This is a genomic window from Acinetobacter sp. ANC 3903 (genome assembly GCF_002135315.1).
Lineage (GTDB): Bacteria > Pseudomonadota > Gammaproteobacteria > Pseudomonadales > Moraxellaceae > Acinetobacter.
The window spans coordinates 57,678-71,482 of sequence record NZ_NEGA01000014.1; the positions used below are offsets into that span (position 1 = coordinate 57,678).

General features: G+C 41.0%; 11 protein-coding genes. 2 read left to right on the forward strand and 9 right to left on the reverse strand.

What is annotated here, in order from left to right; genetic code table 11:
- Nucleotides 1-290: 290 nt before the first annotated feature.
- The 5 genes from B9T29_RS11785 to B9T29_RS11805 all read right to left on the reverse strand — a co-directional run bounded on the left by B9T29_RS11785 (nt 291) and on the right by B9T29_RS11805 (nt 6,977).
- Nucleotides 291-2,192 carry a bifunctional metallophosphatase/5'-nucleotidase gene (locus B9T29_RS11785; RefSeq protein ID WP_086176109.1) on the reverse strand — a complete coding sequence of 634 codons (1,902 nt, stop codon included), beginning with the start codon at nt 2,190-2,192 and terminating at the stop codon, nt 291-293.
- A gap of 455 nt (nt 2,193-2,647) precedes the next feature.
- A complete protein-coding gene (locus B9T29_RS11790; protein ID WP_086176110.1) occupies nt 2,648-3,826 on the reverse strand; it encodes an acetyl-CoA C-acetyltransferase in 1,179 nt (392 codons plus the stop codon).
- Nucleotides 3,827-3,909: 83 nt separating this feature from the next.
- A complete protein-coding gene (gene phaC, locus B9T29_RS11795; protein ID WP_086176149.1) occupies nt 3,910-5,679 on the reverse strand; it encodes a class I poly(R)-hydroxyalkanoic acid synthase in 1,770 nt (589 codons plus the stop codon).
- 119 nt (nt 5,680-5,798) lie between these two features.
- Nucleotides 5,799-6,143, reverse strand: a complete 345-nt coding sequence (locus tag B9T29_RS11800) for a phasin family protein (protein WP_086176111.1) — start codon at nt 6,141-6,143, stop codon at nt 5,799-5,801.
- A gap of 87 nt (nt 6,144-6,230) precedes the next feature.
- On the reverse strand, nt 6,231-6,977 hold the full coding sequence (locus B9T29_RS11805; RefSeq protein WP_086176112.1) for a beta-ketoacyl-ACP reductase: 747 nt from the start codon (nt 6,975-6,977) through the stop codon (nt 6,231-6,233).
- Nucleotides 6,978-7,395: 418 nt separating this feature from the next.
- On the opposite strand from B9T29_RS11805, the gene ppk1 reads away from it, so the two are divergent.
- A complete protein-coding gene (gene ppk1, locus B9T29_RS11810) occupies nt 7,396-9,474 on the forward strand; it encodes a polyphosphate kinase 1 (protein WP_086176113.1) in 2,079 nt (692 codons plus the stop codon).
- Nucleotides 9,475-9,591: 117 nt separating this feature from the next.
- Complete coding sequence (locus tag B9T29_RS11815; protein WP_086176114.1) at nt 9,592-9,819, forward strand: hypothetical protein; 228 nt, start codon at nt 9,592-9,594, stop codon at nt 9,817-9,819.
- A 224-nt stretch (nt 9,820-10,043) separates the two neighbouring features.
- Here B9T29_RS11815 and B9T29_RS11820 read toward each other — a convergent pair whose 3' ends face one another.
- The 4 genes from B9T29_RS11820 to B9T29_RS11835 form a co-directional block, all read right to left on the reverse strand.
- On the reverse strand, nt 10,044-11,678 hold the full coding sequence (locus tag B9T29_RS11820) for a SulP family inorganic anion transporter (protein WP_086176115.1): 1,635 nt from the start codon (nt 11,676-11,678) through the stop codon (nt 10,044-10,046).
- Entirely contained in the window at nt 11,675-12,091 is a 417-nt protein-coding gene (locus B9T29_RS11825; protein ID WP_086176150.1) for a hypothetical protein, read from the reverse strand. The genes B9T29_RS11820 and B9T29_RS11825 overlap by 4 nt, the downstream gene beginning before the upstream one ends.
- 264 nt (nt 12,092-12,355) lie before the next feature.
- Entirely contained in the window at nt 12,356-12,712 is a 357-nt protein-coding gene (locus tag B9T29_RS11830) for a hypothetical protein (RefSeq protein ID WP_086176116.1), read from the reverse strand.
- A gap of 46 nt (nt 12,713-12,758) precedes the next feature.
- Complete coding sequence (locus tag B9T29_RS11835) at nt 12,759-13,718, reverse strand: hypothetical protein (RefSeq protein ID WP_086176117.1); 960 nt, start codon at nt 13,716-13,718, stop codon at nt 12,759-12,761.
- Between the last annotated feature and the right edge of the window lie 87 nt (nt 13,719-13,805).

The following is a 13,805-nucleotide window of genomic DNA, read 5'->3' on the forward strand; positions in this document are numbered from 1 at the left end:
TGCTGGCCGAACGTTAACATCGAGAGCCGCCCTCTGCTTTTAACAGTTCCCAGACTTTATATTGCCGGTATCGAGAAGCACTTTTCTGCCCAATCCGTTTGAGCTGCATAATGCCGATCAGCTAGATCTCTTTTGCCTGATATTCTGGGCTTTTTACAAGATCGAAGCTTTACTCATAAGCTGCCGGAGCTCTGTGTAAGATTTTACACCTGGCTTCAACCAGGTACAGTACTTTATTTGCATGCCCCGAGTCAGTCATAGACCGGCTGACTCGGACCAATAAAATCAGCTTATTCTTTATAGGTCTGGGTACTGTATTGCTCAACAGCTAAACGTTTCAGCACTTTTTCATTTTTTGCATAATTCAAGAAGGCTTCAGCATAATCCAGTCCTACCTCTACACGACGTTCGCCGGTGATATTTTTAAAACTGCTATAAAAATCCTGACCATCTGCCAGAAAATTAATGGTAATCACTTGATAGGTCTGGTCTGGATTTAAAGCTTCATAGAGTCCTTGTGCATTACGAACTTTTAAGTTGGATATACGTTGACCTTTGGTTTTGGATAAATCCACATCCCACTGCAGTCCACCCGCATATGGATAACTGCCAGTATTATTATTTACGACAGCATCCATTGCATCTTCAAGTACATTTTTAATTTCTAGCCCAGTCGCTTTCAACTGCACTAATGTGTTTTTAAATGGCAATACCGTATAAATTTTCTCTACAGAAATATCACCTTGGGGGAGATCTACCCTGACACCCCCGCCATTTTGGATCGAAATATCGGCATTAAAATACTTTTTGCCTTGTTGTAAAAATGCTTCAGCCACAAGTTGCTGCACATCTCCACCATGCTGATTGGTAAAATCTGATTTATTACAGATATCTCCTAAACTGGAATGTGAGATATCTTTTGTCGTTCCTGGTACACGACGCAGGCATAGATTTTCCTGGGCAGTAGCAACGATTTCTTTACCCAATAAATTTTTAGCCACTTTATAAGGCTCAAGGATATCTAAAGCGGCAGCATCAGGCTGAACGATACGCAAGCTATGACTGCTTTCAATATCTTTTTTAATCGCATCCAATTCAGTAGCACTCAAGGCTGGAGCATCTTTAGCGCTGCGCTTAAAATCATCTCCAATCAATACATTGGCTTTGCCGGTACATGCCTCAACTTTTCCGTTGGCATCAAAATTTACTTTTAACTGGCCAACCATATAGGCATATTGCCAGGCTTGTACCACACAAACCGGATCACCCTCTTTATTTTTTAGGGTCGTTGGGTAGTCCCCTTCCGGGCTGAGACCATAGTTTTTCAGCTTGGCATCGGCCAGCAGGGTATGCGAATCACCGCCCACAATAACGTCAACACCAGACAATTGTGCAGCCAGTGCTTTATCCATGCCGTAGCCTAAATGAGACTGTACAATAATTTTATTAATGCCTTGCTGTTTGAGCTGATCAATATAGTTTTGTGCAGTGGTTAATTCATCTTTAAAAATGGTATCTGCATTGGGACGAGAGGCATTTTTGGTTTTATCGGCAATTGTTAAACCGATGAATGCAATTTTCTGTCCTTCTTTGTCCATAATGGTATAGGGTTTCACCAGATCAGTTTGATAGAGTGCAGAGGTTTTTCCAAACTCGACATTGGCACTTAAAACTTGTGTTTTATTTTTACAGCGACCTTTATTATTCAGGAAACCAATAAATTTTTTTAAGCCTGCATCGGTATTATCAAATTCATGATTGCCTAGCGTTAATGTATCGAAACATACCGTATTCATGAGATCTGCTTCTGCTTCACCTTCTTTTAAAGTAAAGTACAGATCGCCAGTAATCGCATCCCCTGAATGAATTTTTATCGGGTTTTTCTCCGTGCTGGCGAGGCTATTCATCAATGCCGCAACTCGTGCAAAACCCCCATTTGAAACCTGGATTGACTCGCGATTACCTGCAGAGGTTTCCAGCAGTAATTTGGTACTTTCTTCATCCAAATGTGAATGGCTGTCGTTAATATGCAATACATTGACTTCCAGCGGTTGTGATTGAATGATCGGTGTTATATTCGTATTGTCTTTACTATTATTACACCCAACTAAAAATATACTGGAAACCAATAAACTACATGTGATACCTGAATATTGAATGCTTCTGTTTTTAAAGGCCACGGCCATCCCCATTTGACTATAATTTAATCACCTATCATGTGGGACTATTGTTTAAAATTCATGAATTTAGCTATTTTCCCCAGAATAAAATAAGGAGAAATTTTATATTTCTCCTTATCGATTAAATCAACACAAAAATTCTAAAGATCCTAGCATAGAGCTATTATCGCCACCTATCATTTAAGATTGTTTGGATGTGCTCAGCAATGCACCCATCCGCTGTATGTCTTCAGTTTTTAAATTGATACTTTATTCAATCAACTCAATTCCTTACCAATCCATCCAATTAGCCTGATGGAAGTCCCCACTTATTTTTAAGTGGGGACTTAGTCCATGATCATAAAGCTTTAGCCGCGATTCCTGTTGCCAAAAAGTGACCCACATACAGCACCCAGTTCAAAATCAGTTAGGGACATGTAGGTTTGAAATCTTTATGCAACAAAGCTTCTCGTAATCAGAAATAATGTTTAAGGCCGCTCAACTGCTAATGCAACGCCCATTCCACCACCAATACATAAGGTCGCTAGTCCTTTTTTCTTGTCACCGCGTTGCATTTCATGTAACAGCGTGACCAGAATTCGACAACCTGAAGCTCCAATCGGATGGCCTAAGGCAATGGCTCCACCGTTGACATTGACCTTGTCCATATTCAGGCCCAGTTCTTTCGCCACCCCTAAAGCTTGTGCGGCAAAGGCTTCATTGGCTTCAACCAGATCAACCTCGTCCAAAGACCAGCTTGCTTTTTCTAGCGTCTTTCTCACAGCATTTACTGGACCGAGTCCCATCACTTCAGGCTCAATACCAGACATGCTATAGGCTTTAATTTTCGCTAGTGGCTGTAAACCGAGCTCTGCTGCTTTATCGGCACTCATCACCAATACGGCTGCTGCACCATCATTAATCCCCGATGCATTACCTGCAGTCACTGTCCCATCCTTTTTAAAGGCTGGGCGCAGCTTGGCGAGACTCTGTTCATTCGTTTCGGCCTTGATATATTCATCACGGTCAAAAACTAACGGATCACCTTTACGTTGTGGCACTTGAACCGGCACAATTTCCGCATCAAATTTCCCTTCTACCTGTGCTTTGACTGCATGCTGCTGAGACGAGAGTGCCAAAGCATCCTGATCTTCACGGCTAATCGACAGTTTTTCCACAATATTTTCAGCGGTCATTCCCATGTGATACTGGTTATACACATCGGTCAGACCATCATAGACCATGCTATCCACCAATTGCGCATTACCCATCTTCTGTCCGTTACGCATATGGATAATATGGGCACTTTGTGACATCGACTCCTGACCACCTGCCACGACAATATCGGCTTCACCAGTGGCAATGGCCTGTGCTGCCAAATGAACAGCGCGCAGTCCCGAACCACATACCACATTCAAGGTTGAAGCGGGTACTGAAACAGGAATACCCGCAGCAATTGCCGCCTGTCGTGCCGGATTCTGTCCCACACCTGCAGTCAATACATTCCCCATAATGACCTGATCTACCTGTTCTGGCTTCACTCCGGCAGCGTCTAATACCGCACCAATCACCACCTTTCCTAACTGCGGTGCACTGACACTGGCCAGGCCACCCAAAAAACTTCCAATCGCAGTACGTTTTGCAGCAACAATCACAACTTCTTTCATTTTAATTTCCTGTTTTTTTAACTTACTTATTGCTTAATACTCCTGCCCCCATACGATTGGCCGGCAGTGAGAATGCCTAAATACTAAAATAAACTGACCTGTACATAACTACCTGGTGCTGCTTCCTTGGCAGGATAAGTTGCACTACCTATCGTACGCGCTGGAACCTGATCGCCGGTATAAGGTGCGATCCATTCCTGCCAGCGTAACCACCAGGATTCTGGATGGAACTGGGCATCTGCCAGCCACTGTTTCGGGTTTTCATAGGGGGTATTATTGGTATAACAGCCATATTTGTTACGGTTTGGCGGATTGACGATTCCTGCCACATGTCCAGATTCACCGAGTACCAGTGTGGTTTCCCCACCCAGATAGGTAGAACCTTTAAAGCACGCATCCCACAGTGCAATATGATCTTCCTGGGTCGAGATAAAAAAGTTCGGTGTTTTTACTTTCGACAAGTTTAAACCTACACCATTGACCTTGATCTTATTCGGCTGAATCAGTTCATTATTCAAATACAGATTTCGCACCAGAAAATTGTGCACATGTGCGGCAATGTTGGTGCCATCACTATTCCAGTACAAAATATCAAAGTCGGATGGATGATTGCCCTTCAGGTAATTTTCAATGTAATAGTTCCAGTACAGGGTATTTTCACGTAACAGACTAAATGTCACCGCCAACATACGGCCATCAAAATAGCCCACCTGTTGATTCAAAGTTTCAATAGCTTGAATGACCGGCTCATTAATAAAGGCACCCAAACTGCCTGGGTTGTCAAAGTCCAACAGTGTTGCCAGATAGGTTGCACTCTTGACGTGATTTTTCAGGCGTTTCGCCACATAGTACGCCTGCGTCGCAGCAAGCACCGCTCCACCCATACAATAGCCAATTGCATTGACCTCTTTTTCTCCGGTCATTTCCTCAATGACACGTATCGCCTCAACCGTACCGGAGGTAATCAGGTCATCAAAGCGCATGTCCTTTTGTTCAGCCCCCGGATTACGCCAGGACATTAAAAATACCGTGTGCCCTTGCTGACGTAACCAGTTCACAAAAGAATTCTGCTCACGCAAATCCAGAATATAATATTTGTTTATAAAAGGCGGGATGAGCAGAATAGGCGTCTGATATGCAGTTTCAGTTGCCGCTTCATACTGTAACAATTGAAAAACCGGATTTTCAAAGACCACCGCACCCGGCGTATAGGCCAGATCTTTTCCCAAACGGAACGAGTCATTATCGACCATGCGTACGGACAGATATTTACTGCTGTTCATGATATCGTCATGGAAAATTTCCATGCCACGCACCAGATTTTGCCCGTGTTCCTGTACCGTCTGATGAATCACTTCCGGATTGGTCCACAAAAAATTGCCGGGTGAAAAGGCATTCACCATTTGGCGGGTGAAAAAGTGGATACGGTGACGGACTTTATCCGGGATACCTTCAACTTCGTCGAGCATTTCTTGCACCAATTGACTGAAATGCAAATAGGACTGGGTCAAGAGATCATAATTTGGTTCTTGCCAAAGTGAATCTTTGAACCGGCGATCACCCTGCTCAGGTTTCACTAGCGGTTGGATATCCTTGTTGACACTGCGCAGCATGATATTTTGGTAAATCTGCATCTGACCGATCCACCATTTGCTCTGCATCTCGATCAAGCGTGCCGGATTTTTGGTTAGTGCCTGAAAGAACAGGTTCATATCTTCACTGTTGACTTTACTCAATGCATCATTGAGTGGATTATCGCCATAGTGAAATTCTTGTACTTTCTTCCAGATTTCTTCATGTACATCGAAAAAACGCTGGACGTTCTGATTAAACTGAAAAAGATTCTGCTGCATTGCACCACTCCGCATACTGGGTCATTCCTCACTTTCGATCAGGAATGGGATAGAAAGCGGGGAAGTGATCTCCACTTCCCCGCTCGCTAGTCTTCAATCTTCATTAAGGTTGCTAACCGTTATTTATTGTTCGGCATCGATTCGCTAACTAACTTGTCAAACTCGGCTTTAAATTCAGTTGCCAAGCTTGCCAGTTTTTGGCCATCGTCAATCATTTGCTGGCTAAGTTTGGTCATGGTTTCTACTTGCTTCATGCCACAATTGATCATACTTTGCATGTCTTTGACTTCACTGTTGGCAAATACTTGCGACAATGTAATATCGGCATAATGACGTGCAGCATTGAGTTGTAAATTGGTCAGATCCGCAAAGTTTTTCGCCACCAGACTGTTAAATTTTGCATAAGGTTCAAACATATTTTTGTACTGAGCATTCATGTTTGAAAAGATATCACCGTATAGCATGTTGTATTACTCCATTGATTTATAGTACTTAAAATTTAGTTATTGTTTAAAAAATAAATGAAAAAACTGGCTCAGTGAGCACAGGACTTATTGCATGTATAAACCGCCATTGATCGATAAGGTTTCACCAGTAATATAGGTGCCATACTCACCGACTAGATACATGACTGCCGCTGCAATTTCTTCAGGCTGAGCAAGACGCTGCAAAGGAATCTGGTCTTCAATACTTTTTACGACCTCTTCCCGCATGGCAGTAACCATCGGTGTCGCAGTATAGCCCGGTGCCACGACATTCACGCAAACATTGGAACGTGCACCTTCCTGGGCCAAGGCCTTGGCAAAACCGATCATGCCCGCTTTTGCGGCTGAATAATTAGCTTGACCAAACTGTCCTTTCAGACCATTGACCGAACTAATATTGACAATCCGTCCCTGCTTTTGCTCCAGCATTTTATTAAAGACTGGATGGGTCACGGTAAATAGCGTCTTTAAATTGGTATCGAGTACCTGTGACCATTGTTCGAATGACATTTTCTTAAATGTTGCATCGCGCGTGATGCCGGCATTATTCACCAACACATCTACGCGACCTTCAGCCTTTATCGCATTCTGGATCGCGGTCGTTGCATCAGCATGATTGGTTAAATCCGTTAAGACAAAACGAACGTCTTCCTGTTGGAAACCCTCATTTTTTAGCCACTGCTTTTCCCGGTCTTCCTCACGTGGGACCACCGTTGCAATAACTTTATAATTAGCCTTCACCAGCTGACGACAAATCTCACTACCAATACCACCTAGTGCTCCTGTCACAAATGCGACTTTTCTTTCGGACATATCTTTACCTTTAGCAAATCGAAAAAATGGTTGCGTGGATCCACAAAGATTCCTGAGAATCTGGACTTAAATTAACCTTTTCTATGTTAAAGCTCGATTACAGGCGACTGATTTTTTTATAAGCAAATGTAACTAACGATATGTTTGAGTAACCGCAAAAAGAAAAACAAAATAAATAGTGCAATAAAACCACTAAAAAGTATAAATAACATACACTTAAATGATAAATAAGATGCAATTTCACAAATCTGTAATTTAATATCCGCAGAATATTGAATTGCATAGAATTCCATTCTAACCTTTTATTAATACATTAATTTTCTTTTTAATTTACTGAAAATCAATTGGTCTCATCTAAAGGTTTTAGGAATGTTTATTCAATTGATTTGAACCTTGTTATCTCGCTATAGAGCCATAAATGACTGCTTTGAATATGCCTTCAAATTCTTCCATACATACTTTAAAAACTTATATTAATAGAGATCTTTCCTTACTTGAGTTTCATAAACGAGTATTGGCTCAGGCTAAAGATACTGAATACCCTTTACTCGAGCGTCTAAATTTTTTAATTATTTTTTCGCGAAATTTAGATGAATTTTTTGAAGTACGTGTCGCGAGTTTGATACAGCAATTTGAGCTGTCAAGCCATAGTAAGACCAGTCCAGATAATTTATTCATCTCAGAAATACTGACGACGATTTCTAAGCTTGCACATGAGGCAGTCGAGGAACAATATAAAATTCTGAATTATAATATCTTGCCGCAACTGCAAGGTAATGGAGTCAATTTTATTCAGCATGGTGATATCCTTCAAAAACATAAAGCATGGATTAAAGATTATTTTCATCATGAAGTTCAACCTGTTGTAACCCCCATCAGTTTAGACCCCGCACACCCTTTTCCTCGTTTAGCCAATAAAAGCTTAAACTTTATTGTCACTTTGGAAGGCAACGATGCCTTTGGACGAAAAATTGATTTAGCAATTGTTCCTGCACCTCGATCATTGCCAAGATTAGTTAAATTGCCCACACATGTTTCTGGTGAGGCTGAGCATTACATTTTACTTTCCGCGATCATTCAGCAACATATTCATGAATTATTTCCAGGGGTGACCACCACGGGGTGTTATCAATTCCGGGTAACGCGAAATGCCGACCTCACCGTATCAGAGGATGTAGAAGATTTAGCAATTGCTTTAAAGGGGGAACTCTCATCCCGGCGGTTTGGTCGTGCTGTCAGACTTGAAGTGAATAAAGCTTGTCCTGAAACAATTACTGATTATTTACTTGAACAATTTGATCTTGATCAAGACCAGCTCTATCTGGTGAATGGCCCTGTTAACCTGGCACGCTTTATATCGAACTTTAATTTACCAGAGTTACGTTTTCCTCCCTATGTACAAAAATTACCGAAAGTGTTGTATGGCAAAAAATCCATCTTTGATGTATTAAAAACCGAAGACGTTTTATTACACCACCCTTTTCACTCTTTTGCTCCGGTCATTAAGTTGCTGAAAGAGGCAGCCCGTGATCCACATGTATTGGCCATAAAACAAACCCTTTATCGCAGCGGTGTAGACTCTGAAATCGTGCAGGTCCTTGCTGAAGCGGCACGGAATGGCAAGGAAGTTACTGCCGTAATTGAATTGCGTGCACGCTTTGATGAAGAGTCAAATATCGAAGTTGCCAATCTATTACAAGAAGCTGGCGCGGTTGTTGTATATGGGATTGTCGGCTATAAAACCCACGCCAAAATGATCCTGATTGTGCGTCGTGAAATAGACAAAATTAAACGTTATGTCCATTTAGGCACAGGCAACTATCATGCGACCAATGCCAAAATCTATACCGATTATGGCTTACTCACCAGTGATGCTGATATTTGTGAAGATGTACATAAAATCTTTCAAGAATTAACCGGTATGGGAAAAACCATAAAACTGGAAAAACTTTTTCACGCGCCATTTACCCTGCATTCACAATTGCTTGAACTCATACAGCAGGAAATTAAAAATAGTAAAGCAGGAAAAAAAGCGCAAATTATTATTAAGGTAAATGCATTAACTGAACCTCAACTGATTCATGAACTTTATCAAGCATCACAAGCGGGTGTACAGATCGATTTAATCGTTCGTTCAATTTGTTGCTTACGACCCCAAGTTGCAGGGCTCTCCGACAATATTCGTGTACGTTCAATCGTCGGACGTTATTTGGAACATACCAGAGTGTATTATTTTTATAATGATGGTGACAGCAAACTGTATTGCGCCAGTGCGGATTGGATGGGACGTAATTTGTTTTCTCGCATCGAAACCTGTTTCCCGATCGAGAATAAAAAAATTCGCAAACAAATTCTTGAAGAAGGATTGAATAATTATCTCAAAGATAATCGGCGTGCATGGGAATTACAAGCCGATGGAACCTGGATACAATGTCAGCCTGATAATGGACAGGCACTCTACATTGCCCAGCAACAATTAATGAATCAGATTTTTTAACGATAATTTGCAAGTTATTGTATAAATGACAATCACTTGCAATGATTTAAATTTATTTTAACCAGATTGTAACAATCCAATCCTAAAGTAAAACTCAAGAGGGAATGAGTCAACTACATGAATGATATTAGTGTTAAAAAGATCAACAAATTGATTGAACAGTTTGAACAAGCAGGCAATAAAACACAAGCTCTTGAAATAGGCTATAAAACGTATGCCATGCTTATGTCTGATCAGAAATTTGCAGATAAAGTGACCAAATCAGCAGAAAATGCCGAAGAGCGACTTTATAAAAAAATAAAAATCAAACTTATTCCTGAGAAACATCATTTTAAAATAAAGTAAGAAGTACAAAATCTTTAATAAACTTGTAAATTATTTTATGTAATTGCTCTAGATCAATTGTCAGATATAACCTGACAGATCCTATTAAAATAGAACACTGTCAGGATCGGCTTTGAGCAAGTACATACTTCAAATACCACATGTGTGCTGATTTTAGCTGAATGATCAGGTATAGATGCGCTTTCTTACAGAGTTGTATCGTATGAGTGGTGTACTCCCTGCGCTCAAGTTGCTGTCGAAGCACGATTTTCTAACTGGCTCACGGCATCATCGACACTTTGTGCATCATAACTAGAGCGGGGGAATAAAGGACTATTTACATACAATAAAGTTTCTGCGACTGAACGGCGTACGCGTGCCAATTTCAGCTCAATCCCCTCCTCTTGCAAATGCTCAGCCAGCAATAACAATGCTTCGATACTGGTACTATCCAGGCTTGGACATTCTTCAAGATTTAAAATCACATGCTGATAATTTTGCCCAGAAACCTTCTTTAGAATCGCATGACAGATTTTTTCTGCATTGGCAAAAAACAGGGGATGATCAGGTCGTGCAATTAAAATAGCATCAGGTGCTACAGCTTCAGGAAAACGGTTGATATCAACAAAATCATGCCCGCCATTGAGACGTCCAAGCCAGGCAATTCGAGGAACAGAGTAGCTTTTCAATAACATTAAAATGCTCACCAGCACCGCGATCAGTAACCCATTGAGCACACCAAAAATAATCACTGCCCAAATTGCAACAATCGCCAGCAAGCGATCTTTATGCCAGATAAAATACTGTTTAAATGGTGCAAAACGGATATGCCCACTGACCGCATACATCACAATACTTGCCAAAACGGGTTCAGGAATATTGGCAATATACTGGCGAAAAAACAGCAGAAAAATCACTACGGCCAGCGCTGCCACCCAGGCCGATTTTTTGCTTCTTGCTCCTGCAGACTCATTGGCTGAAGTCGCCGAATAGCCTGCACCAACCGCCATTCCCTTAAACAGTCCTGAGCAGATATTGCTCACGCCCAATGCAATCAGGTCACGATTTGGCTGGATTGCATCATGGTATTTTAGGGCCGAGGTACGAATTGAAGTATAAGATTCGGCATAAATAATCAGTGCAACTGCCAGTGAAAGTTCTACCAGTTGCAACCAGCTATTCATATCCAAATGGGGTAAGTGAACACTCGGTAAAACCAACTCAAAATGCCCAACAGAACGGATTCCCCAGGCCTGAGTATATCCCATCACATTGAAACTAATGCCTAAAATAATCAGCAACAAGGCCACTGGAATAGTTCTATAGCGCTGGGTTAATTGCAAAGTGAAAAAGGTACACAGTCCCATGATCAAAGCATGCCAGTTCCAGTTCGAATAGGCTTGTAGCATGTCCCACAACTGACGGAAAAAATCACTATGCTCAGGATGTACCTGTAATACTAAAGGAAGTTGTTTCAGCACAATGCTGAGTGCCAGGCCAAAGGAAAAACCCTTCAGCACAGGTTTTGCAATAAAATGGGTCACATCTCCAAGCTTAAATAACCCTGCGATCACCAGTAAAATGCCTGACAGAAATACCAGCGCATAGGCCAGACCTGCGCGTTCAGGCGAAGAAAACATCACTATGGTTGCCAGACTTGAACTCATGACTGCGGCAGAAGATGAGGTCGCAGAAACAATCGCAAAACGGCTATTCCCGATCAGACCATAAAACACTAAACCCAGCACCAGTGCCACCAAACCACTTTGCGGTGGCAACCCCACCATATTGGAATAAGCGACTGCTTCAGGCAGCAGCAAACCTGCGATAGATAAACCTGCGATCACATCAAAAATCGGGAATTTTTTAGCAACGGTCATACATTTGCCAAATCTTGTACAGTCAATGAAATAATCTGGCAAGGAATGAGAGCATCTTCATCATGCAGATACACCGCACAGAGTCGGTGATAGCCATCGGCGATAATTAAATGACGCTTTCCTAAATCACGGACCAGCAACAAAGGTGAAAGTGCTTTGCTCTGCTCAATTTTGCTCAAATCACGTACCACATGAAAATTGTGCTCATCAAGCAGCGGAAGCTGTGCTGCACGAAAAATATCTTTGGCTTTAAACTGAGTGATGGTTTCGACTTGTAACTGGCTCAGCAGTTTTTCAACCTGTGAAGGAGGCAACAATAAACATAAATAAGAACTCGCAGCAGGATAATCATGCGATTCTGGCTGATCGCGCCATACAATTGAATGTTTGGGTTTTTTATTATTACTATCCATGGTTTCAGCTTTCTTACAATGCCTATAAATCATCTGACAGCATAACAAATCATTCAAATAAAAGTCTGTAAAAAAAGAGGTTTTAATTAGGACTTGATTACCCATAAAAACCAGGCATGATAATCGGCACAGCAAAAGTTGAACACGGTTATTTTTATCTCATGCGTTCTAAACAAAGTCTTTTTTTAAATTAAATGAAAGCCATCATATGATAATAAGCATCTCAGACAGAGATGCTTAGATAAATTTGATTTGAATCTAGTATTAAGAAAAGTCCAGTTCTTTTTCAAATGCTTTTAGTTCAAAACGAGCCATGGCTAAATTTGATTTAGAACGATCTAAAACAAGATAAAGAAATAAATTTTCATTGCTTTCAAGTGGGCGAATCAGGTGATATTGCTTGCCTAAAGTAATTAAAATATCTTCAATATCATCATTTAATTGAAGTGCTCTGGCTATTTTACGTTTCGCGCGTATGACTTCGGTATTGCCTGCTGCAGCAAGTTCTAAATCTATGCCGGTTCCTTGAACGGCTAAAGCTAAACCACTTTCACTATCTACCAATGCTGCTGCAATAAAGCCATCCATCGCAGTTAAACTGTCTAAAATGATACGAGCCATATTAATTTCTACCTTAAATTAAGGGTTTCCCCGGAAAAATATTGATTTAAAGACCTAATTTTTTACGCAGTTTCATAAAAAAACTGCGCACTTTAATCATCTGACCTTGATCAGTTGATTCATCGCTTCTCATGAATTGCGCTTCATGAAAGTCAATCCATGAACCCATTTTGAGCATATCGGTGAGTGCAACAAAACGGATGATTTGTTGTTTGGGAATGTTTAATTGATTGATTGCAGTTTGAATCTGAGTGCCCTGAGAAAAACATGTCGCAATTTTTAGTAGATTTCGACGTTCATACCCGGGCTCAAACTTTGGCCAGATCTGCAATTTAAAATATTGATTGACATGAACCTCTGGAAGTTCGATGTTGGTAGAACAATAGGCCTTCTGCCACAACCAGCTACGTAAATCCTGAGCTTGTGTATTCTTCAGCATCTCTTGCACAAACTGATTCGTGGCATAGGTTTGATTCAGACTTTTGTCAAAACCAGTCACTGGATGATCAGAATTGACCCAGACGCGCTCAGTCATGGTATCGGCTAGAGCCAAGAACCCTTGATAATCGAATAACTGGATAAAACCGTTTCGGGCTAATAGGCATTGATCAAATACGGTCGAGATATCAACAGATTTTTCTACAGTTGTATCGGGCAGATGAAGATGATCATCCGGTTCGTAATCAAAGAATTTTTCTTGTAACCACTCACGTAAATGATCTAACTGGGTTACAGGATAAGATAAGGTGTCATCGACAATCATGCCCTGTTGTTCAGGCATTTTGATCAGACGCAGGTACTGTACATGAATCTGTGAGAGAATTTTTTGAATGCTGGATGATGCAAAAAAGGCATCATTCACCATCAGCAGGTCAATATTTTTTTCAGCGATATTGACCCAGCGTACCTGTACTTCACGAGGAACAGATAACAATATTTGACTTTTAAGCTGGTCAAGTACATTCAGGCTCACCCCGAACACAGCAATATTCAAAAATGTTTTCATTTTCTAACCGTATTAAGTCAGGTGTGACTACAATAGATAATTTAAATTCATTTAAATACAGTGAATTACATGAAATTAATCAATCAC